This window comes from Streptomyces sp. bgisy159, from assembly GCF_057707805.1.
In genome coordinates this window covers 46,589-66,281 of the sequence record NZ_JBYIQX010000001.1, presented here as the reverse complement: position 1 = coordinate 66,281, position 19,693 = coordinate 46,589, and the positions used below count along the sequence as shown (strand labels likewise).

At 72.3% G+C, this 19,693-nt stretch carries 17 protein-coding genes and 1 pseudogene; 9 read left to right on the top strand and 9 right to left on the bottom strand.

Annotation, left to right across the window (positions count from 1 at the left end):
* The first annotated feature begins 69 nt into the window (after nucleotides 1–69).
* Entirely contained in the window at nucleotides 70–945 is an 876-nt protein-coding gene (locus AC3ET3_RS00335; protein WP_432157185.1) for a helix-turn-helix domain-containing protein, read from the top strand.
* Nucleotides 942–1,154 (top strand): DUF397 domain-containing protein, encoded by a 213-nt coding sequence (locus AC3ET3_RS00330; RefSeq protein ID WP_432133730.1) that lies wholly within the window; start codon nucleotides 942–944, stop codon nucleotides 1,152–1,154. Before AC3ET3_RS00335 ends, AC3ET3_RS00330 begins: the two co-directional genes overlap by 4 nt.
* A 15-nt stretch (nucleotides 1,155–1,169) precedes the next feature.
* On the opposite strand, the gene metG is transcribed toward AC3ET3_RS00330, so the two are convergent.
* Together metG and AC3ET3_RS00320 are read right to left on the bottom strand one after the other, a co-directional pair.
* Nucleotides 1,170–2,885: a methionine--tRNA ligase gene (gene metG, locus AC3ET3_RS00325; protein ID WP_435611412.1), complete on the bottom strand. Its 1,716-nt coding sequence runs from the start codon at nucleotides 2,883–2,885 to the stop codon at nucleotides 1,170–1,172.
* Nucleotides 2,886–3,048: 163 nt separating this feature from the next.
* Nucleotides 3,049–4,671 (bottom strand): VWA domain-containing protein, encoded by a 1,623-nt coding sequence (locus AC3ET3_RS00320; protein ID WP_435611411.1) that lies wholly within the window; start codon nucleotides 4,669–4,671, stop codon nucleotides 3,049–3,051.
* Between the two features lie 253 nt (nucleotides 4,672–4,924).
* Between AC3ET3_RS00320 and AC3ET3_RS00315 the strand changes: the two genes are divergently transcribed.
* Nucleotides 4,925–7,003 (top strand): PhoX family protein, encoded by a 2,079-nt coding sequence (locus AC3ET3_RS00315; protein WP_435611410.1) that lies wholly within the window; start codon nucleotides 4,925–4,927, stop codon nucleotides 7,001–7,003.
* Nucleotides 7,004–7,074: 71 nt separating this feature from the next.
* On the opposite strand, the pseudogene AC3ET3_RS00310 reads toward AC3ET3_RS00315, so the two are convergent.
* Both AC3ET3_RS00310 and AC3ET3_RS00305 read right to left on the bottom strand, forming a co-directional pair.
* A pseudogene (locus AC3ET3_RS00310) lies at nucleotides 7,075–7,329 on the bottom strand (helix-turn-helix domain-containing protein); the annotation flags it as partial.
* A gap of 8 nt (nucleotides 7,330–7,337) precedes the next feature.
* Nucleotides 7,338–7,895, bottom strand: a complete 558-nt coding sequence (locus AC3ET3_RS00305; RefSeq protein ID WP_435611409.1) for a YbhB/YbcL family Raf kinase inhibitor-like protein — start codon at nucleotides 7,893–7,895, stop codon at nucleotides 7,338–7,340.
* 153 nt (nucleotides 7,896–8,048) lie between these two features.
* Here AC3ET3_RS00305 and AC3ET3_RS00300 point away from each other — a divergent pair, with 153 nt between their 5' ends.
* Nucleotides 8,049–8,741 carry a GntR family transcriptional regulator gene (locus AC3ET3_RS00300; protein ID WP_432133629.1) on the top strand — a complete coding sequence of 231 codons (693 nt, stop codon included), beginning with the start codon at nucleotides 8,049–8,051 and terminating at the stop codon, nucleotides 8,739–8,741.
* 21 nt (nucleotides 8,742–8,762) lie between these two features.
* Here the strand turns inward: AC3ET3_RS00300 and AC3ET3_RS00295 are convergent, their stop codons facing one another.
* On the bottom strand, nucleotides 8,763–9,170 hold the full coding sequence (locus tag AC3ET3_RS00295) for a RidA family protein (protein WP_432133630.1): 408 nt from the start codon (nucleotides 9,168–9,170) through the stop codon (nucleotides 8,763–8,765).
* A gap of 111 nt (nucleotides 9,171–9,281) precedes the next feature.
* Here AC3ET3_RS00295 and AC3ET3_RS00290 point away from each other — a divergent pair, with 111 nt between their 5' ends.
* On the top strand, nucleotides 9,282–9,668 hold the full coding sequence (locus tag AC3ET3_RS00290; RefSeq protein WP_435611408.1) for a winged helix-turn-helix transcriptional regulator: 387 nt from the start codon (nucleotides 9,282–9,284) through the stop codon (nucleotides 9,666–9,668).
* 51 nt (nucleotides 9,669–9,719) lie between these two features.
* On the opposite strand, the gene AC3ET3_RS00285 is transcribed toward AC3ET3_RS00290, so the two are convergent.
* From AC3ET3_RS00285 to AC3ET3_RS00270, 4 genes are all read right to left on the bottom strand, one after another.
* Nucleotides 9,720–11,708, bottom strand: a complete 1,989-nt coding sequence (locus AC3ET3_RS00285; RefSeq protein WP_435611407.1) for an FUSC family protein — start codon at nucleotides 11,706–11,708, stop codon at nucleotides 9,720–9,722.
* Between the two features lie 26 nt (nucleotides 11,709–11,734).
* On the bottom strand, nucleotides 11,735–12,643 hold the full coding sequence (locus AC3ET3_RS00280; RefSeq protein WP_435611406.1) for an endonuclease/exonuclease/phosphatase family protein: 909 nt from the start codon (nucleotides 12,641–12,643) through the stop codon (nucleotides 11,735–11,737).
* A 94-nt stretch (nucleotides 12,644–12,737) separates the two neighbouring features.
* A complete protein-coding gene (locus tag AC3ET3_RS00275) occupies nucleotides 12,738–13,094 on the bottom strand; it encodes a hypothetical protein (protein ID WP_432133634.1) in 357 nt (118 codons plus the stop codon).
* 59 nt (nucleotides 13,095–13,153) lie between these two features.
* A complete protein-coding gene (locus tag AC3ET3_RS00270) occupies nucleotides 13,154–14,563 on the bottom strand; it encodes a glycoside hydrolase family protein (protein WP_432157486.1) in 1,410 nt (469 codons plus the stop codon).
* A gap of 232 nt (nucleotides 14,564–14,795) precedes the next feature.
* On the opposite strand from AC3ET3_RS00270, the gene AC3ET3_RS00265 reads away from it, so the two are divergent.
* The 4 genes from AC3ET3_RS00265 (at nucleotide 14,796) to AC3ET3_RS00250 (ending at nucleotide 19,373) form a co-directional block, all read left to right on the top strand.
* Nucleotides 14,796–15,815, top strand: coding sequence for a LacI family DNA-binding transcriptional regulator (locus AC3ET3_RS00265; protein ID WP_432133636.1), 1,020 nt, complete (start codon nucleotides 14,796–14,798; stop codon nucleotides 15,813–15,815).
* A 270-nt stretch (nucleotides 15,816–16,085) separates the two neighbouring features.
* Complete coding sequence (locus AC3ET3_RS00260; RefSeq protein ID WP_432133637.1) at nucleotides 16,086–17,426, top strand: ABC transporter substrate-binding protein; 1,341 nt, start codon at nucleotides 16,086–16,088, stop codon at nucleotides 17,424–17,426.
* Between the two features lie 79 nt (nucleotides 17,427–17,505).
* The gene (locus tag AC3ET3_RS00255; protein ID WP_432133638.1) at nucleotides 17,506–18,513 is read left to right on the top strand and encodes a carbohydrate ABC transporter permease; all 1,008 of its coding nucleotides are present in this window, start codon (nucleotides 17,506–17,508) and stop codon (nucleotides 18,511–18,513) included.
* Between the two features lie 17 nt (nucleotides 18,514–18,530).
* Nucleotides 18,531–19,373 (top strand): carbohydrate ABC transporter permease, encoded by an 843-nt coding sequence (locus AC3ET3_RS00250; RefSeq protein ID WP_432133639.1) that lies wholly within the window; start codon nucleotides 18,531–18,533, stop codon nucleotides 19,371–19,373.
* The last annotated feature ends 320 nt before the right edge of the window (nucleotides 19,374–19,693 follow it).

The window sequence follows — 19,693 nt, the reverse complement described above, 5'->3', positions numbered from 1 at the left end:
CGGGCTTGTCAGGGCGGTGCGCACGGGTAAGGCGTGGCTGGCACGAGGCGGTACGACGGAGGGGCGCGCATGTCGGTGGACGGCGAGGTTCGGCAGCTCAGGACCGAGGCTGACGAGCCGGGGTGGGAGGTGGACCCGGACGACGAGTGGGGTGTGGCCGTCGTCGCCACCGTGGGGCGGCAGTTGAAGCTGCGGCGGGAGGCGGTGGGGATGCGGGCCGGCGAGTTCGGCAAAGCGGTGGGGTACGGCGAGGACCTCGTCTACAAGATCGAGGGCGGGAAGCGGATTCCTCGGCCGGAGTTCCTGGACAGGGCGGACGAGGTGTTGGGGGCGGGTGGGTTGCTCTCGGCGATGAAGGAGGACGTCAACAAGGTCCGATACCCGAAGAAGGTGCGTGCCTTGGCGGAGATGGAGGCCAAGGCGGTGGAGATGGGCGTGTACGTCGGGCTCAGTCTCCATGGCCTGTTGCAGACGCCGGAGCACGCGCGAGCTCTGTTCGAGGTGTCCCAGTCCGCTTACACGGAAGCGGAGTTGGAAAGGCTGGTGGCCGCGCGCATGGGGCGTAAGTCGATCTTCGACCGGTCTCCGCGCCCAGCTCTCAGCTTTGTCCAAGAAGAGGTGACGCTGCGCCGACAGGTGGGAGGCACAATGGTGTGGCGTCAGCAGCTCGAGCACCTGCTCGAAGTCGCGCAGTTGCGCAACGTCACTCTTCAGGTGATGCCGACGGACTCTGGGGCCCACCCTGGGCTGAGTGGCAAGATCGAGGTGCTGAAGTTCGAGGACGGCACGGCCATGGGGCGCTCCGACGGCGCGTACAACGGCCGCCCGACCTCTGACCCGAAACAGCTCCGCATCCTTGAGCTGAGGTACAGCACCATCCGGGCCCAGGCTCTTACTCCACGGGAGTCATCGGCCTTCATCGAGCGACTGCTGGGAGAAACATGATCCGCAAGGCCTTCGCCGGGGACGCCTCAGAACTGGCGTGGTTCAAGAGCAGCTACAGCGATGGCCCCGAGGGCGACTCCTGCGTCGAGGTCGCCGCCACCCCCGCCACCATCCACGTCCGCGACTCCAAGTACCGCGACGACAGCCCCCTGCTCGCGCTGCCGACTCGGGCGTGGGCCGAGTTCGTGGCGTATGCGGCAGGGGGCTGATGCGCGGTCCGGGGCCTATGCCTCCTGGCCGCCGAAGCGCTCCTTGTAGGTGGCCAGGTCGTCGTCCGTGAGCTTGGCGAACAGGACCGGCGGGACCGTGAAGGCGGTGCCGGCCGGTACCGAGGTCAGGGCCTTCGCCTCGGCCTCGGTGACCCAGGTCGCGGTGTCGTCGGTCAGGGCGAACGCCTCACGCATGGTCTTCGAGGACGCCGGGATGAACGGCTCGGAGACGACCGCGTACAGGTGGATCAGGTTCATGGCCGTGCGCAGGGTCAGGGCCGCGGCGTCCTTGTCCGTCTTGATCTGGAGCCACGGGGCCTTCTCCTCCAGGTAGGAGTTGCCTGCCGACCACAGCGCGCGCAGCGCGGCCGCGGCCTTGCGGAACTGGAGGGACTCCATGTGCTGCTCGTACTCGGTGAGCAGCCGCGCGATCTCCTCGCCGAGCCGCGTCTCCGCCTCGCCGGGCTCGCCGCCCGCGGGCACGTCGTCCCCGAACCGCTTGCGGGAGAAGGACAGGACGCGGTTGACGAAGTTGCCGAGGGTGTCGGCCAGGTCCTTGTTGACCGTGGCGGTGAAGTGCTCCCAGGTGAAGGACGCGTCGTCCGACTCGGGGGCGTTGGCGATCAGGAAGTAGCGCCAGTAGTCGGCGGGGAGGATGTCCAGCGCCTGGTCGGTGAAGACGCCGCGCTTCTGGGACGTGGAGAACTTGCCGCCGTAGTACGTCAGCCAGTTGAACGCCTTGACGTAGTCGACCATCTTCCACGGCTCGCGCACGCCCAGCTCGGTGGCCGGGAACATCACCGTGTGGAACGGGACGTTGTCCTTCGCCATGAACTCGGTGTAGCGGACGTCGTCGGCGCCGTCCGGGCCGTACCACCAGGAGCGCCAGTCGCCGCCGGTGGCGTCCGCCCACTCCTTCGTCGCGCCGATGTACTCGATCGGGGCGTCGAACCAGACGTAGAACACCTTGCCCTCGGCGGCCAGCTCCGGCCAGGTGTCCGCCGGGACCGGGACGCCCCAGTCCAGGTCGCGGGTGATCGCGCGGTCGTGCAGGCCCTCCGTCAGCCACTTGTGGGCGATGGAGGAGGCGAGCTGCGGCCAGTCGTCGTCATGGCGGGCCACCCACTCGCGGACCTGGTTCTCCAGCTTCGACTGGAGGAGGAACAGGTGCTTGGTCTCGCGGACCTCCAGGTCGGTGGAGCCGGAGATCGCCGAGCGCGGGTCGATCAGGTCGGTGGGGTCGAGGACCCGCGTGCAGTTCTCGCACTGGTCGCCGCGCGCCTTGTCGTAGCCGCAGTGCGGACAGGTGCCCTCGACGTAGCGGTCCGGGAGGAAGCGGCCGTCGGCCGGGCTGTAGACCTGGCGGATGGCGCGCTCTTCGATGAAGCCGTTCTCGTGGAGCTTGCGGGCGAAGTGCTGGGTGATCTCGACGTTCTGGGCGCTGGAGCTGCGGCCGAAGTAGTCGAAGGCCAGCGCGAAACCGTCGTAGACGGCCTTCTGTGCGTCGTGCGCCTGGGCGCAGAACTCGTCGACCGGGAGCCCGCGCTCCTTGGCGGCCAGTTCGGCCGGGGTGCCGTGCTCGTCCGTCGCGCAGATGTAGAGGACGTCGTGGCCGCGCTGGCGGAGGTAGCGGGCGTACACGTCCGCCGGGAGCATGGACCCCACCATGTTGCCCAGGTGCTTGATCCCGTTGATGTAGGGAAGGGCGCTGGTGATGAGGTGTCGAGCCATGGTGTGGCTGCTCCCGAGTCGGTCGTTTTGATGAGTCTTGAAATCGTAGCCGACAGGGGGCGGCCGCCCGCTTCCCGTTTTATGGGGTGGGAAGGGGCGGCCGGGCCGGGTGCTGCGGTTCCGCGAATTACGCGGGTTGTGCGGTTACGGGGGTTACGCGGTGTTACGGGCGCCAGTCGGCCAGTACGCCGGCGTAGAGCTCCTCGTCCGTGAGCTCCTTCGGGGTGGGGCCCGCGTGGAAGAAGCCGGTGTTCGGGGTCTTCAGCTTGCGGAGGTAGTCGAAGGCCTTGTTGTCGTGCTCACCGAAGGCGACGAAGGAGAAGAAGACCGACGGGTGCTTCTCCGCGGCCTCGGTGAGGGACTGCGTCGCCGGGGTCTTCGCGTCCGGGGCGCCGTCCGTCTGGAACACCACCAGGGCGGGAGGGGCCGACTTCTTGCTCTGCTTCTTGTGGTGCTTCGTGTAGTGGGCGAGGACCGCTTCCACGGCGGCGTGGTAGCTGGTACGGCCCATGCGGCCGAGGCCCGCGTGCAGGGAGTCGATGGTGGTGTCGGGGTCGGAGGGGGTGAGGTCGGCGGTGCCGTCCACCTCCGTGGAGAAGAACACGACGTGGACGCTCGGCTCGGTGCCCGGCGGAGTGAGCTCGGTGGCGAGGGCGAGGGTCTGGTCGGCGAGGGCCTGTGCGGAGCCGTCCTTGTAGTACGGGCGCATGGAGGCGGAGCGGTCGAGGACCAGGTAGACGGGGGCGTGGGTGCCGGTGAGGCCGGCCTTGAGGAGGGCGTTCGCGACGGGGGCCTCCGGCGGTGCGGGGATGGACTCGGCTTCGCCTTCGTCCGTCGTGTTCCCACCCGCACCACCCGTGCGGGATGCGTCGTCGTCTGCGGGGGCCGCCAGTGGGGCGTCTTCGCCGTCGGCGGCCGCCGGGGCGGTCGGGGCGGGCGCGGGCTCCGGTGCCTCCTCGGCGGCTTCCGCCTCGGGCTCGGGCTCGGTTTCGGCTGCCGGGGTGTCCTCCGCCACGGGTTCGGGCTTCGGCTCGGGCTCCGCGGCAGGCTCGGGTTCGGGAGCGGGGTCCGGTTCGGTCTCCGCTACCGGCTCGGGCTTCGGCTCGGTGTCGGCCTCAGGCTCGGTCACCGCCACCGGCGCCGGCTCGGGCTCAGACTCGGGCTCGGTTTCGGCCTCCGGCTCGGGCTCGGGCTCGGGCTTTGACTCGGCCTCCGGCTTCGACTCGGCCTCCGGCGCGGGCTTCGGCTCGGGCTCGGCCTCCGGCTCGGGCTTTGACTCGGCCCCCGGCTTCGACTCGGCCTCCGGCGCGGGCTCGGCCTCCGGCGCGGGCTCGGCCTTCGGCTCGGGTTCGGGCTTCGGCTCGGGTTCGGGCTTCGGCTCGGCCGAATTCACCCGATCGGCCGAAGCGCTCCGCTCCTCCTCAGCCGTCGGCTTCGGCTCAGGGCTCGTGACCTTGTCGAAGGCGGCTGCCACCAGGTCGTGGGCCGGGTCGGTGGAGTGGCGGGGCTTGGGGACCGGCTTCGTCGAGCCGAGGTCTGCCGTCGGCGTGGAGGCTGCCGTAGGCGTGGCGGCTGCCGCCGGTGCCGGGTCGGTCGCCGACGTGGAGTCCGTCGGGTCCGACGAGGTGGCCGGGGCCGTGGTGGAGGCCGGTGCGGTGTCGGAGGTCGGGGTGGGTGTGGAGGACTCCGTCTGCTGCGAAGGAATCTGGTCCGCACCCTCTGCCAAGTCGGCCCGCGACTTGCGAGACCTGCCGAACGCGTTCCGCAGGAGAGTGAGAATGCCCATGCGCGCAACCCTTCGCGTGAGTTGATGCCCGTCAATCCCTGGCCAGGACGGACACGTAAGGTTAGCCGCCCCGCGGGGCGATCTTGGGGAGGGGTGAGGGGCGGGAGCCCCGCTGTGTCAAGGGCGCCTCCGGTCGGCCGCGCGCCCCCCCCGCTGTCTCGGATTCACCCCTCGTTCACCGTGGCGCAGCGCATCCGCACGGACGTCGCCCTACCGTCACGCTGACACCAAGGGCACACAAGGGGAGAGCAAGGTGCGCAAACTGCTGCCGATCATCGGAACGCCGTCCGCGGCCCACCCGGGCGGCCGGTCCGCCCTGACCTGTCGTTTCCGGTGTGGTGACGCCTGCTTCCACGAGGTGCCCAACACCAGCGACAACGAGTACGCCGGTGACGTCATCGCCGGTGCGCTCAGCCGCCGCTCCATGGTGCGCGCCGCCGCCGTGGTGACCGTCGCGGCCGCCTCCGGCACGGCTGCCGGAGTCGCGGGCGCCCGACCGGCCGCCGCCGCCCCGCAGGCGCACACGCACGGCGGGGGCAGGCCGGCCCACGACGGTGCGCGCGGCCTGCGGTTCAGCCCGGTCGCGCCCAACACCGCCGACGCCGTCACGATCCCCGAGGGATACGGCCAGAACGTCGTCATCCGCTGGGGTGAGCCCATCCTGCGCGGCGCCCCCGCCTTCGACCCGGAGAACCAGAGCGCCGCCGCGCAGGCCGGCCAGTTCGGCTACAACAACGACTTCCTGTCGCTGCTGCCGCTGCCCGGTGAGCGCGGCCACCAGCTCCTCGTCGCCAACCACGAGTACACCGACGAGGTCCTGATGTTCCGGGGCTACGACCCCGAGAACCCGACCCGCGAGCAGGTCGAGATCGCCTGGGCCGCGCACGGTCTGAGCGCCGTCGTCGTGGCCGAGGACCGTCGGACGGGCAAGCTCACCCCCGTGACCCGGCACCACCTGAACCGCCGGGTCACCGCCACCACCGAGTTCCGCCTCACCGGGCCGGCCGCCGGCTCCGAGCTGCTGCGGACGTCCGCCGACCCGACCGGCACCAAGGTGCTCGGCACCCTCAACAACTGCTCCGGTGGCACCACCCCGTGGGGCACCACGCTGCACGGCGAGGAGAACTTCAACCAGTACTTCGCCAACTCCTCCCGGCCCACCGACAAGCGGTACGGCATCGGCACCGGCGCCACCGAGCGCAAGTGGGAACGGTTCGACAAGCGGTTCGACGTCGCCCAGGAGCCCAACGAGGTGCACCGCTTCGGGTACGTGGTGGAGTTCGACCCGTACGACCCGCACTCCACGCCCCGCAAGCACACCGCGCTGGGCCGCTTCAAGCACGAGGCGGCGACCGTGCGGCTCACCCACGACGGCCGGCCGGTCGTGTACACGGGCGACGACGAGCGCTTCGACTACTTCTACAAGTTCGTCGGCAGCAAGCGGATGCGGCACGGGCACTCCCGCGCCGTCCGCGAGCACAACCTCTCCCTCCTCGACGAGGGCACCCTCTACGTCGCCAAGCTGACCGGCGACTCCCCGGCCATGGAGATCGACGGCACCGGCACGCTGCCGAGTGACGGCGAGTTCGACGGCAGCGGGCAGTGGATCCCGCTGGCGACCGCCACCGCCGACGGCGCCGTCTCGCACGTCGAGGGCATGACCGCCGAGGAGGTCTTCGTCTTCACCCGCCTCGCCGGTGACAAGGTCGGCGCGACGAAGATGGACCGGCCCGAGGACATCGAGCCCAACCCGGTCACCGGCAAGGTGTACGTGGCCCTCACCAACAACTCCCGGCGCGGTACCAGTGGTTACGCCGGCCCCGACGAGGCCAACCCGCGCATCGGCAACAAGCACGGCCACGTGCTGGAGCTGACCGAGCGCTGGAACCGCGCCGACAGCACCCGGTTCTGCTGGTCGCTGTTCCTGGTCGCCGGTGACCCCGACGACCCGGCGACCTACTTCGCCGGTTTCCCGAAGGACCGGGTCAGCCCGATCTCCTGCCCGGACAACGTGGCGTTCGACCCGTACGGCAACCTGTGGATCTCCACCGACGGCAACCGGCTCGGCTCGCACGACGGCCTCTTCGCCGTCGCCACGCGCGGCTCGCGCCGGGGTGAGCTCAAGCAGTTCCTGACCGTGCCGACCGGTGCCGAGACCTGCGGCCCGATCGTGCAGGACCGGCGGGTCCTGGTCGCCGTCCAGCACCCCGGCGAGGTCGACGGCGCCGACGTCGACCACCCGGCCAGCACCTGGCCCGACGGCCCGGGCAAGATCGTCCGCCCGTCGGTGGTGGCGGTCTGGCGCACCGACGGCTGCCACATCGGGGCCTGACCCCACCCGCACACCGCCCGGGTGTCCGGCCGCACGGCGGCCGGACACCCCCGTGGTTTCAGGGGCCGGTGGTCACGAAGACGTGCGCGGCGCTGCGCGCGGGAAGCTCTCGCGATCCGCCGGCCCGTCTCCGTCAGCTCCAGCCGGCGGTCACCGGCGACGCGCGGCAGACCGTCCCGTTCCCTGCGCGCCACCGTCCGGCTGACCGTCGGCCCGCTCCGGCCGAGCCGCTCGGCGACGCGGGCGCGCAGCGGGACCACGCCTTCCTCGCCGAGCTCCAGGACGGTGCGCGGATACATCTCCGTGGTGTCGAAGAGGCGGGGCATGCTGCCCGTCAGGCGGGGATTTCGGCGGTGGCGGTCAGGACCGCGCGGCCGAGGACGTGCCCGGCCATGGTGAAGCCGAGGACGGCCGGGGTGGCGTCGGCCGCGACGCCGGTGGACTCGACGTCGAGGGCGTGCACCACGACGACGTAGCGGTGCGGGCCGTGACCGGCCGGCGGGGCGGCGCCGACGAAGCGGGCCATGCGCGCGTCGTTGGGCAGTTGGAAGGCGCCCTCGGGCAGGCCGGAACCGGTGTCGTCGCCGGCGCCCTCGGGCAGCCCGGTGGTGGTGGCGGGGATGTCGGCGACCGCCCAGTGCCAGAACCCGGAGCCGGTGGGGGCGTCGGGGTCGTAGACGGTGACGGCGTAGCTCCTGGTGCCTTCCGGGGCGCCGGTCCAGGACAGCTGCGGGGAGACGTCCTTGCCGCCGGGCACGCCGAAGAGGCCGGAGAACTGCTCGGCCGGCCAGGCGGCGCCGTCGGCGACGGTGGTGCTGGTGACGGTGAAGGAGGCCGCCTCGGGGAGGCGGGCGAACAGGTCCTCGGTGCTCACCGTGTCGTGGGTGCTCATCGTGTCGTTCCTTTCGCGCCGTGCTGGGAGTGGGGGCGCGGCCGACGGAGGGACGGCGGCGCACGCGGAGGTGTCGCCGCCGACCTCGTCGACCGCACAATCGACTGTAGCACCGATAATCGATTATCTTCGGGATCGTCTATGCTGCAGGGCATGACCCAGACGGCCCGCTCCTCGTCCGCCCCGGGAAAGCAGATGCTCTCCGAGCAGGTCTACGCGCTCCTGCGGGACGCGATCATGCGCGGTGACTACGCCCCCGGTGACGCCCTCAAGCCGCAGGACCTCGCCAGGGAGCAGGGCGTGAGCCTGGCCGTCGTGCGCGAGGCGCTGGTCCGGGTGGTCGGCGAGGGCCTCGCCGACCGGCTGCCCAACCGCGGCTTCGCCGTGCCGTCCTTCTCCGACCGCCGCTGGCAGGAGACCGCGGAGGCCCGCCGGACCATCGAACCGGTCGTGCTGCGCCTGTCCGTCGAGCGCGGCGACGTCGACTGGGAGGCCCGCGTACGAGCCGCCCACCACCGGCTGGCCCGCACCCCGGCGTACGAGCCGCGGGAGGGCGAGTACTACAGCGCCGCCTGGTCCGAGGCGCACCGCCGCTTCCACCGCGCCCTGCTGGAGGGCTGCGGCAACCCGGTCCTGCTGGAGACCTTCGACCGGATGTGGACCGCGAGCGAGCTGGCCCGCCGCTGGTCGGCGCACCGCAACCCCGGCCGGGACCACGCCGGCGAGCACCGTCGGCTGGAGGAGGCGGCGCTGGCCCGTGACGCCGACACCGCGGTCCGCCTACTGACCCGGCACCTCACCTGGACCGCGGACGCGCTGACGGCCCCCGCCCCCGGGAGGCCGTGACGCCGGCGCGGTGGCGCCGGTTCAGTCGAGGACCGCGGTGGCCTCGATCTCGACCAGATGCTCGGGCACGTCCAGCGCCGCCACGCCGATCAGCGTGGCCGGTGGCATGGGGGTGCCCCCGAGCTTCGCGGCCGCCCGGGAGATGCCGTCCAGCAGCAGGGGCATCTTGTCGGGCGTCCAGTCGACGACGTAGACGGTCAGCCGGACCGCGTCGTCGAACGAACCGCCCGCGCCGGCCAGGGCGGTGCCGACGTTGAGGTAGCACCGCTCGACCTGGGCGGCCAGGTCGCCCTCGCCGACCGTGACGCCGTCGGCGCCCCAGGCGACCTGTCCGGCGACGAAGACCGTCCTCGTACCGGACGCGACCGCCACCTGCCGGTAGACGTCGATCTCGGGCAGTCCTTCGGGGTTCAGCAGTGTGACGGCCATGGCTCTCCGACTCCTCGCGCTGTCTCGTGTGCTCTCTTGCAGTGACTCGGAAACCGTAGGAGAGTGTGCGCTGACGTGGAAGAACGCACTTTTCGGTGACGGGGGAACCTCATGGTGACCAAGCAGGTCAACGGCTCGGCGCCGGACGAGGCAGATGTGACCCGGGCGGATTCCCTCGCCCGGGAGATCTTCACGGACATCGCCAACAAATGGGCGCTGCTGATCATCGAGGCGGTGGGCGACCGCACCCTGCGCTTCACCGAGCTGCGGGGCGAGATCGAGGGCATCAGCCACAAGATGCTCACGCAGAACCTGCGCATGCTGGAGCGCAACGGCCTGGTCGAACGCATGGTGCACCCGACCGTGCCGCCGCGCGTCGAGTACACCCTCACGGAGCCGGGCCGGGCCCTGCGGTCGACGGTCGACGCGATGTGCGACTGGACCCACCGCCATCTGGGCGCCATCGAGACGGCCCGGCACCGCTTCGACTCGGCCTGACGGCGGGGCACGGCCGGGGACTCGCCGGCGACCGGGACCCCGGCGGCGCTCTCAGCGCGGCGACGTGATCGCCCGGGCCGCCGCGACCTCCTGGCGCAGCGGCTCCAGCACGCTGCCCGCAGGGCCCGGGAGGTCGGTGCGGACCGGGTGCAGGACCTCCGTGTCGCGCAGACCCTCCGCCAGCTCCCGCAGCTGGAACGCCACTTGGGAGACCTCGGCCGCGGACGGCGGCTCGGCTCCGTGCCGGACGCGGACCCGGGCCGCCGTCGTGGCGTCGACGATGCGTTCCACGGCGACCACCAGCGGCCACCAGGCCGCCGCGCGACGGCCGGTGGGGGGCGGTTCGGTCAGGGCGCGCTGGAACTCCGTGCGGATGACCGACAGGTCGCGGTAGAGGCGGCGCCGCATGCGGGCGCGGGCGGCGGGCTCGACGGCGGTGCCCGGACCGGCACCGGCACCGGCACCGGCGGCTGCGGTGCCCGTGCCGAAGGCGGCTTCCACGTAGCGGGCCGTCTCGGCCACCGCGTCGGCCAGACGGGCGCCGACCCGGGTGTGCCAGCTCTCCGGCCACAGCAGGTAGCCGACGACCAGCGCGATCAGGCAGCCGATCAGCGAGTCGACCAGGCGGGGCAGCAGCAGCGCCGTGCCCTGCTGGTTGAGGAAGTCGGAGAGGAGCAGGATCACCGGGGTGATGGCGGCGGTCTGGTAGCCGTAGCCGCGCGGGGTCAGCACCGGGATCAGGGGCGCCAGCAGCAGCATCACCGGTACGTCCCACCAGCCGCGCGGCACCTCCGCGAGCACGGCGGCGGCCACCACCAGTCCGGCCACGGTGCCCAGCGCCCGCAGCAGCGCCCGCGAGAACACCGACCCGAAGTCCGGCTTGAGGACGAAGGTGACGGTGAGGGCGACCCAGTAGGAGCGCGGGACCGGGATGATCGACACCAGGACCTGCGCCAGCCCGATGCAGAGCGCCAGCCGCAGCCCGTACCGCCAGGAACCGGCGGACAGGGTGACGTCCCGGGCCGCGCGGGCGGCGCGCACCGGCAGGGCGGCCGGGCGGCCGAGGCGGTCGTCGACGCCCCGCAGGTCGATGTCGGGCGAGGTGACCACGTCCGCCGCGTGGCGCAGGGCGTGGTCGACGGCGCGGGCGGTCTCACCGGCCGGATCCGGCAGGGCGAGCCCTATCGGACCGGTGTAGCCGGTCTCCACGGCCTGCGCGAGGTGGCGCACGGCCTGCGGGACCTCCGGCGGCAGCCGGACGCCGGCGAGCTGCGCGGCCGGAGCCGCCTCCACGACCGGGGTGATCGCGTTCAGCTGGGCGAGCAGCCGGGTCAGGTCGGGGCTGCGGCCGTGGTGCAGGGCGCGCCGGGCGAGGACGACGTCGTACGACTGGTTCAGCGCCTGGGTGACGGCGCGGCGGGCGTCCTCGTACTCGCCGGGGATCTCGCTGCCGCAGGCGGCGAGCAGTTCGGCCACCGTGCGGTAGGTGTCGGCGACCGCCGTCCGTTCGGGGACGCCGCCGCGCAGCGGCCATGCCAGCAGGGCGAGTACGAGGACGAGCGCGCCGCCGCCGGTCATCAGCAGCGGGGCCAGCCACCAAGGGCCGGGCAACGGCAGGCCGGCGCCGATGACCGAGTTGAGCAGGAGCAACAGCCCGGAGACGGACGCCACCGCGCCGATCGTGGACATCATCCCGGAGACCAGGGCGACTCCGGTGACCGCGGCCACCGCCCACCAGCCGTGGCCGTGGACGGCGGAGCCGACGGTGATGCCGACGGCGCCGAAGAACTGCGGGACCGCGATGTTCAGCAGCCGCATCCGGTAGGCGTCGGCGGTGTCGCCGATGACTCCGGACAGGGCGCCCATCGAGGCGAGCGCGCCGTAGGCGGGACGGCCGACGGCGAGGCCGACGGCCAGGGGCAGCGTCATCGCGACGGCGGCGCGGGCGACGGCGGGCCGGTTGACGGGTGCCTGCTGGGGCCGCAGGTTGCGCATCAGCCAGTCGGGAGGGGTCAGGCCGATGGCGAACTCACGGGACATACGCCCATTATCGGGGCCGTGCCGGCTCATCCGCGCTGGTGGAGGGTGATGTCGACGAGCAGCGCGCGATGGTCGGTGCCGGTCAGGGTCAGGAAGCGGGCGGTGCGGGCGGAGAAGTCGGCGGAGACGAGGACGTGGTCGATCTGCGCGCCGAAGGCGGGCGTGGTGCGGGCCGGCCAGCTCGGCGCCCGGTCCTTGCCGACGAGGCGGGCGGCGTCGCGCAGCCCGGTGTCCAGGATGTGCCGGAACGCGGCGTGGTCCTGGGAGGCGTTGAAGTCCCCGGCGAGGACCAGCGGCCCGCGCTGCCCGGCGGCGAAGTCCCGGACCCGGCCCAGTTCCCGCCGCCACAGCGACACCTGACGGGGCAGCGGCGGCTCGGGGTGGACGAGCTGCAGCCGTACGGCGTGGCCGTCGACGTCGGCGACGGCGCCCGGCATGCCCATGGAGCCCGGCAGCGTGGCGGCCGGGGTGAGGGGGTGCCGGCTGAGGATCAGCGACCCTGCGGAGCTGGTGCCCGGCACGCCCTGCCGGTACGGGTAGTCGGCGCCCGCCTCGCGGGCCAGGACCGTCCGGCAGCCCTCCTCGCACTCGGTGACGAAGACGAGGTCGGGCCGGTCCCGGCGGACGGCGTCGAGGAGGGAGCCGGTGGCCCGGCCGAACTCCACGTTCGCCGTCAGCACGCGCAGCCCGGCGACCGGCCTGCCGCCGGGGTCGTCGGTGACGCCGTACGGCTCGATGAACCAGGCCAGCAGGCCCAGGACGGCCACGCCCCAGACCAGCCCGGTCCACCACCGGGCGAGCAGCGACAGGGCGAGCGCGAGCGCGGTCGGCGCCAGCAGCCAGGGCAGGAACGCCAGCACCTGCGGTACGGGCGTCACTCCGTCGACGTCGGCGGTCCGGCACCCGACGACCGCGCTCACGGCCGCCAGCAGCACACCTGCGCACCCCGCCCGCGCCGGCCGCCGCCCGCGCCGATCCGGCCCGCCCGGCCCGCCCGGCCCGCCCGGCCCGCCCGCCTCGTCCGCCACGTCAGCGGAACTCCCGTACGACCTCGATGGGTCCCACGATGTGCGCGTTGACCTCATCCAGTTCCTCCGCCGGCACCCACAGCTCCAGGATGGTCCTCCCGCCGGCCTGCCGCACCGGGTACCGCCGGAGGAACCCGCTCTCCACCTGGAAGCGTGTCACGTACCCGGCGCCGGACGCGGGCACGTTCCAGTCCCGGGCGATCCGGATCGCGTACTCCTCGTCGAGCACCGGGTAGAAGATCGGCTGCTCGGGCAGCCGGGGCGGCCAGGCGGTCCAGCCGGACGCCTCGACGAGCGCGAGTTCCTCGGGGCCGGTCGGGCGCCACAGGGTGGTGGTCGCCGGGGTGGTCGTGGACATGCGGTGACGGTAGACGTACGGCGGGAGGCCGGGCCAGGAGATATCCGTGCGGGTTCCGCTCAGCGGGGGCCGGGCCAGACGGCCGAGGCGTCGTCGCGGTGCGGGTCGGGCAGGCGGACGGGGCGGACGGGGACCGGGCGGGCGGGCCCGTCGGTGAGCGCGGTCCACGGGGCGGGGTGGCCGGAGTAGCACAGGGTGGTGAGGGCGAACACGCCGTCGGCGTAGACCTCCACGTACTCGCCGACGGTGAGGACGCGCAGTCTGGCGGCCGGTTCGGTGAGGGCGGTCTCGGCGAGGCGGAGGCCGTCGGGGCCGGTGGCCCAGAGGTTCTTGCCGTCGCAGCCGACGGTGAGGGCGGGCCGGCCACCGCCGGGGGCGTCGGTGCGCAGGACGACCTCGGTGCGGCCGGTGAGGTCCAGGTCGCCGACCGCGTGCGGGACGGCCTCGTGGGTCGGCTCCCCGAGCCACCGGTCCAGCCCCGCCCACCAGTGCAGCCGGGGCGACCCGCCGCCGGTGCCGTGCCCGCCCGTGGTGCTGTCACCGCCGGTGTCGCCGTCGCCGTCGCCGTCCGCGCCGCTCTCCATGACGAGGGACTTGGGCTGGGCGAGCATGCCGCGGCAGAGGTCGCCGCCGTCGGTCAGGCCGATACGGCGGGGGGTGGTGTGCAGCACGACGCGGGAGCCGTCGGGGGCGCGGACGACACGCGGGGCGTACGCGCCCGTCGGGCCGAGCGGGCCGCGGCGGGTCCACGGGCCGCGCAGCCGCGGGGCGGTCCACGCCTCGAAGCCGCGCGTCGCGCCGATCGAGCCGAGCAGCAACCAGCTCCCGTCGTCGAGGCGTTCGAGCACCGGGCACTCCAGCTCGTCGACGTCGCCGGGGGACAGGAGCGGCGGGTGGACGGTCCAGTGCTCCAGGTCGTCGGAGGTCGCCCAGGCGACACAGCCGCTGACCTCGACCGGCAGGGAGGCGTCGGCGGCGCAGACGACCATGACCCAGCCGTCGGACTCGTCGTCGCGTACGACGAAGGGGTCGCGCCAGCCCATGCGTTCACCGGTGCGGTACCAGCGGGGGTCCGCCTCGACGACGGGCCCGGTGCCGTGGCGGCGCCAGCCGGTGCCGTCGGTGCGGTCGGAGTAGGCCAGGCCGACCGACTGCAACGGCCAGCCGCCCGGGGTCAGCCCGGCGACGCCGGTGTAGTACATCGCCATGCCGTCGCCGTGCGGGAAGGCGTGCATGGTCCACACCGCCTGCTGGTCGAAGCGGCCCGGCAGCCCGTTGCCGAAGGCGGTGCCCTGCGGCTCCCAGTGGACCAGGTCGGCGGAGGTGGCCCGGCCGTACGACGTCTCCATGCGCAGGTGGTCGAACTCGGTCGTCCACGGGCCTTGCAGGTGCAGCACGGTGTAGGTGCCGTCCGGGGCGCGCAGAAGGTCGAAGTCGTTCACGCAGAGGCCGGGCGGGGCGTATCGCATGGACAGGTCCTGTCTGCCGGCAGCGGCACGCGGTGTACGGCACGCGGGTACTCCGGGACTCGGTCCCGGCGATCGTACTCAAACGTGTGCGCTGCTTCCTGGCTGGTGAGAGCTCTTCTGATGGGAAGTCGAAGTAAAACTCAACGCAAACGCTTGCGCAACAGGGTGGGCGGGTTTACGGTCTCGTCACTCGCCGCTCACGCCGCGGCCGAACCCGATCAAGGAGCGTCCCGTGACGGTCAGCATCACCGATGTCGCCGAGGCCACCGGCGTCTCGGCGTCCACCGTGTCCCGCGCCCTGCGCGGCCGCCCCGGCGTGTCGGAGGAGATGCGGGCGCGGATCGTCTCGGTGGCCGCCGAACTGGGCTACACCGCCTCCCGCTCGGCCTCCAGCCTGGCCAGCGGACGCACCCACACCATCGGGGTCGTCGTGCCGTACGTCGGCCGCTGGTTCTTCGGGACCGTGCTGGACGCCGCCGAGCAGGTGTTCAGCGCGGCCGGGTACGACGTGCTGCTCTACAACCTCGGCTCGCCCGAGGCGCGCAAGCGCTTCTTCACCAGTCTGCCGATCCGCAAGCGGGTCGACGCCGTGCTGTCCCTGCTGATCCCCGACCCGGAGGAGGCCGCCGCCCTGCGCTCGCTCGACGTGCCGCTGGCCACCACGGTCGGCGGGCCCCGGCCCGGCTTCACCGTCATCGGCATCGACGACCGGGGCGGCGCGCAGAGCGCCGTACGTCACCTGGTGAACCTCGGGCACCGGCGGATCGGCATGATCTCCGGGGCCAGTGAGCCGCTGCACTGGACCACGCCGCTCGACCGCCGCCAGGGCTACCTGGACGTGCTGGCCGACGCGGGGGTCGAGCACGATCCGGCGCTGGAGGCGGACGGCGGCTACACGGTCGAGGGCGGCGAGCGGGCCATGAGCGATCTGCTGGCGCTGCGTCATCCGCCGACCGCCGTGTTCGCCCAGTCCGACGAGATGGCGATGGGCGCGCTGCGCGCCCTGCGCCGGCACCGGCTGCGGGTCCCCGAGGACGTCTCCGTGGTCGGCTTCGACGACCACGAGCTGTCCGAGGTGGTCGGTCTGACCACCGTCGCCCAGCCGGTCGCGGCGCAGGGCGAGGAGGCCGCCCGGCAGCTGCTGCGACAGCTCGACGACCCGGACGCCGGGCCGCCCCGCCCCGTCGAGATGCCGATCCGCTTCGTCCTCCGCGAGACGACGGCGCCGCCGGGCCGCCGGGGGGCGTCGTGAACCGGCGGCCGTCCGCGCCGTCGGAGCCCTCGTAACCACCGTTCGCCGTTCCCGAGTTCCGCCGCTCCCTTCCCCTCCCCTGCCCGCTTCCTCCCCCTCCCTCGCCCGCTTCCTCCCCCTCCCCTGCCCGCTTGCTCCCCGCTCCTCCCGGACCAGGCAGGTCCGGCGAGTCCCCCCTGGTTTCCGCGGCCCCGGTTCAGTTCAGGTCCCGCGGCTCCCCCCACGCACCCCCGGCACACCCTCGCTCATCCCCGCACGGAGGCACCAACCATGATCAACGGAGACAGAAGGTACCGTCGCACGGCCCTCACGGCCCTGACCCTGCTGCCCCTGGCGGCGCTGGCCGCCTGCGGCTCGGGCGGCGGCAGCGGAGCCTCCGCCGAGGAGGGCAGCGGCAAGGGCACCATCAGCGTCTGGGCCCACCAGGGCCAGGCCGGCGAGGCCGCCGCGCTGCAGAACGCGGTGAAGTCGTTCAACTCCTCGCAGAGCGACGTCAAGGCCGAGCTGAAGCTGATCCCCGAGAACGACTACACCAAGACCATCACGGCCACCGCCGCCTCCGAACTGCCGGACGTGCTGGAGTTCGACGGCCCGACGATGGCCAACTTCGTGTACAACGGCAAGCTCGCCCCGGTCGACGACCACCTCTCCGTCAAGACCCTCGCCAACGCCACCGACGCCATCAAGGCGCAGGGCGAGATCGACGGCAAGCACTACGGGCTCGGCATGTTCGACTCCGGTCTCGGCATGTACGGCAACAAGAAGCTGCTGGACGCGGCCGGGGTGAAGTACCCGACCGGCGTGGGCGACGCCTGGACGGCGCAGGAGTTCGGCGCCGCCCTCACGGCACTGAAGGCCAAGGACGCCGACGGCAAGGTCCTCGACATATCGGAGCAGTACGGTCTGGCCGGCGAGTGGGGCACCTACGGCTTCTCCCCGATCGTCTGGTCGGCCGGCGGCGGCCTGCTGCGCAACGGCAAGGCCGAGGGTGTCCTCGACAGCCCGGACGTCGTCTCGGCCATGAAGACCTTCCAGTCCTGGAAGACGTACGTCGACCCGAACACCGACGGCAACGCCTTCGCCAAGGGCAAGGTCGCGCTGAGCTGGGTCGGGCACTGGATGTACCCCGCCTACAGCGAGGCCCTCGGCGACGACCTGGTGGTGCTGCCGCTGCCGGACTTCGGCAACGGCCCGAAGACCGGGCAGGGTTCCTGGGCCTGGGGCATCGGCGCCGGCACCAAGAACGCCAAGGCCTCCGGCGTCTTCCTGGACTACCTCCTCAACGACGCCAACGTCGGCGCGATGACGAAGGCCAACGGCGCGGTGCCCGGCACCAAGTCGGCGCTGGCCGCCAGCGACCTGTACAAGCAGGGCGGCCCGCTCCAGCTCTTCGCCGACCAGCTCGCCAAGCCGTGCGGCGACAAGGACATCACCCGGTCCTGCGTCGCCGTCACCCGCCCCGTGACCGCCGGATACCCCACGGTCACCGCGAAGTTCAGTGAGGCACTGAACGCCATCTACGGCGGCACCGACCCCAAGTCGGCCCTGGAGAAGGCGGCCCGCGCCATCGACCGGGACTTCTCCGACAACGCCGGCTACGAGATCCCGTAACCCGCAGGACCCAACGGCCGGGGCGGGCCGGCGGCGCAGAGCCGGCCGCGTCCGCCCCGCCGGGAAGAGGACCCTCCCCGTGAGAACCGTGGAACCCGCGCACGGCGCGGCCCCAGGCCGGGCGCAGACCGCCCGCCAGACCCCGGCGTCCCGCACGTCCCCCGCGCACTCCGCACGCCGGCCGCGCGGGAACCGCGACCGGCTGCACGGGCTGCTGATGGCAGCCCCGGCCGTCGTCGGGCTGCTCGCCTTCGTCGGCATCCCGTTCGGCTACGCCGTCGTGCTCTCCTTCTACAACGTCCGCCTCGGCTCCCCCCTGGAGCCCGCCTTCTTCGGCGTCGAGCACTACCGGCGGCTGTTCACCGACCCCGACCTGTCCGGCCCGTTCCTGCGGGCGCTGCTGAACAACCTGACCTTCGCCGCGGTCGTCGTACCCCTGCAGACGGCGCTGGCGCTGGGTCTGGCGATCCTGCTCAACCGCAAGCTGAAGGCCATCGGGCTGTTCCGGTCGCTCTTCTTCATGCCGGTCGTCTTCCCGATGGCGCTGGTCGCCGTGGTGTGGCGGCTGATCCTCGCCCGCAGCGACCAGGGCATGCTCAACTCCGCGCTGGACGCGGTGAGTTTCGGGAACTGGGGCGCCTTCGACTGGCTGGGCGACGGCGCCACCGCCATGGCCTCGATCATCGTGCTGTCGGTGTGGCAGGGCGTCGGCTTCCAGATGGTCATCCTGCTGGCCGGGCTCCAGCAGATACCGGAGGAGCTCTACGAGGCCGCCGAGCTGGACCGGGCCTCCCGCTGGCAGCGGTTCCGGCACGTCACCCTGCCCGGCATCCGCGGCACGCTGGTGTTCGTCGCGATGCTCACCTCGGTGCTGTCCTTCCGGATCTTCGACCAGGTGTACATCCTCATCCGCGGCGGCGGTCTGGACGAGAACGCCACGCGCACCGTGATGTACCAGGCCGTCACCACGGCCTTCGACCAGAACAACATCGGACAGGCCTCCGCGATCACGGTGGTGTTCTTCCTGATCGTCCTCGTCCTGACGATCGTCCAGCGCCGTGTCGTCCGGCCCGACAACGACTCCTAGGGAGGGCCGACCGCACCATGGCCATGACCCGCACACCCGTCCGCCGCGTCCTCGACTACACCGTCCTGAGCGGCCTGGCGCTCCTCTTCGCCCTCCCCGCCCTCTATCTCTTCCTCGGCAGCCTCAAGCCGTCCGACGAGGTGCTCGGCGGGCTGTCCGGATTCGCGCCCACCCATCTGTCGTTCGACAACTACACGGCCGTCCTCGACAGCCTCAGCTCCGACAGCACCGGCCACTTCTGGCAGTTCATGGGCGTCTCGGTGCTGCTGGCGTTCGTGGTGGTGACCGGCGGACTGTTCGTCAACTCCATGGCCGCGTACGGCCTGACGCGGCTCCGGTGGCGCGGCCAGAACGCGGTGTTCACGCTGGTCCTGCTGCTGATGCTGATCCCGTTCGAGTCGGTGGCGGTGCCGCTGTTCTACATGTTCAACGGCCAGCGCAACACGCTGTGGATCCAGGCGGTGCCGTTCGTCGCGAACGCCTTCGCCATCTACCAGTTCCACACGTTCTTCCGGAAGATCCCGCCGAGCATCGAGGAGGCGGCCCGGCTGGACGGGGCCGGGCCGTGGCGCACCTTCTTCGCCATCATCGTGCCGATGTCCAGGCCGGTGTTCGCCTCGGTCGCGATCCTCACCTTCCTCATCCAGTGGGGATCGTTCCTCTGGCCGGTCCTGATGGTCTCCGACCCGTCGGTGCGCCCGCTCCCCCTGGAGATGAGCGTTTTCCAGGGCCAGCAGCCGCCGGACTGGGGCCAGATCCTCGCCTTCGGCGTGCTGCTGGTCCTGCCCGTACTGATCGTCTTCGCCTTCTTCCAGCGCTGGTTCGTCCAGGGCGTGGCGAGTTCGGCGGTCAAGGGCTGAGCCGCGCCCGCGCGCGCGTATCCGCGAACGTCAGGCGAACGTCAGGGCGACGGGCTGAGGGTCCCGTCCTTCGCCATGTCGAAACGGCTGCACCTTCCGGCCCTGCCCTGCCCCGAGTCGGCATCGACCAGGGTTTCCCTGCGCCGGGGAGCGGTGACGGACCTGGCCGAGGAACACCCGTTGTCGCCGACCCGCGCGGCACCGGTGTCCGACGCCGGCGTGCGAGGGCCCCGGCGGGTCGGGCCCGCCGGGGCCCTCGCTTCCCTCATCCCTCCGCTCACCGGACCGCCGGGGTCGGCCGCCCCGGATTCCGATGAGGC

Coding starts and splice junctions, on each gene's coding strand:
- AC3ET3_RS00335 (WP_432157185.1), top strand. CDS start 70: ATGTCGGTGGACGGCGAGGTTCGGCAGCTCAGGACCGAGGCTGACGAG.
- AC3ET3_RS00330 (WP_432133730.1), top strand. CDS start 942: ATGATCCGCAAGGCCTTCGCCGGGGACGCCTCAGAACTGGCGTGGTTC.
- metG (WP_435611412.1), bottom strand. CDS start 2,885: ATGGCTCGACACCTCATCACCAGCGCCCTTCCCTACATCAACGGGATC.
- AC3ET3_RS00320 (WP_435611411.1), bottom strand. CDS start 4,671: ATGGGCATTCTCACTCTCCTGCGGAACGCGTTCGGCAGGTCTCGCAAG.
- AC3ET3_RS00305 (WP_435611409.1), bottom strand. CDS start 7,895: ATGAGCACCCACGACACGGTGAGCACCGAGGACCTGTTCGCCCGCCTC.
- AC3ET3_RS00300 (WP_432133629.1), top strand. CDS start 8,049: ATGACCCAGACGGCCCGCTCCTCGTCCGCCCCGGGAAAGCAGATGCTC.
- AC3ET3_RS00295 (WP_432133630.1), bottom strand. CDS start 9,170: ATGGCCGTCACACTGCTGAACCCCGAAGGACTGCCCGAGATCGACGTC.
- AC3ET3_RS00290 (WP_435611408.1), top strand. CDS start 9,282: ATGGTGACCAAGCAGGTCAACGGCTCGGCGCCGGACGAGGCAGATGTG.
- AC3ET3_RS00285 (WP_435611407.1), bottom strand. CDS start 11,708: ATGTCCCGTGAGTTCGCCATCGGCCTGACCCCTCCCGACTGGCTGATG.
- AC3ET3_RS00275 (WP_432133634.1), bottom strand. CDS start 13,094: ATGTCCACGACCACCCCGGCGACCACCACCCTGTGGCGCCCGACCGGC.
- AC3ET3_RS00270 (WP_432157486.1), bottom strand. CDS start 14,563: ATGCGATACGCCCCGCCCGGCCTCTGCGTGAACGACTTCGACCTTCTG.
- AC3ET3_RS00260 (WP_432133637.1), top strand. CDS start 16,086: ATGATCAACGGAGACAGAAGGTACCGTCGCACGGCCCTCACGGCCCTG.
- AC3ET3_RS00250 (WP_432133639.1), top strand. CDS start 18,531: ATGGCCATGACCCGCACACCCGTCCGCCGCGTCCTCGACTACACCGTC.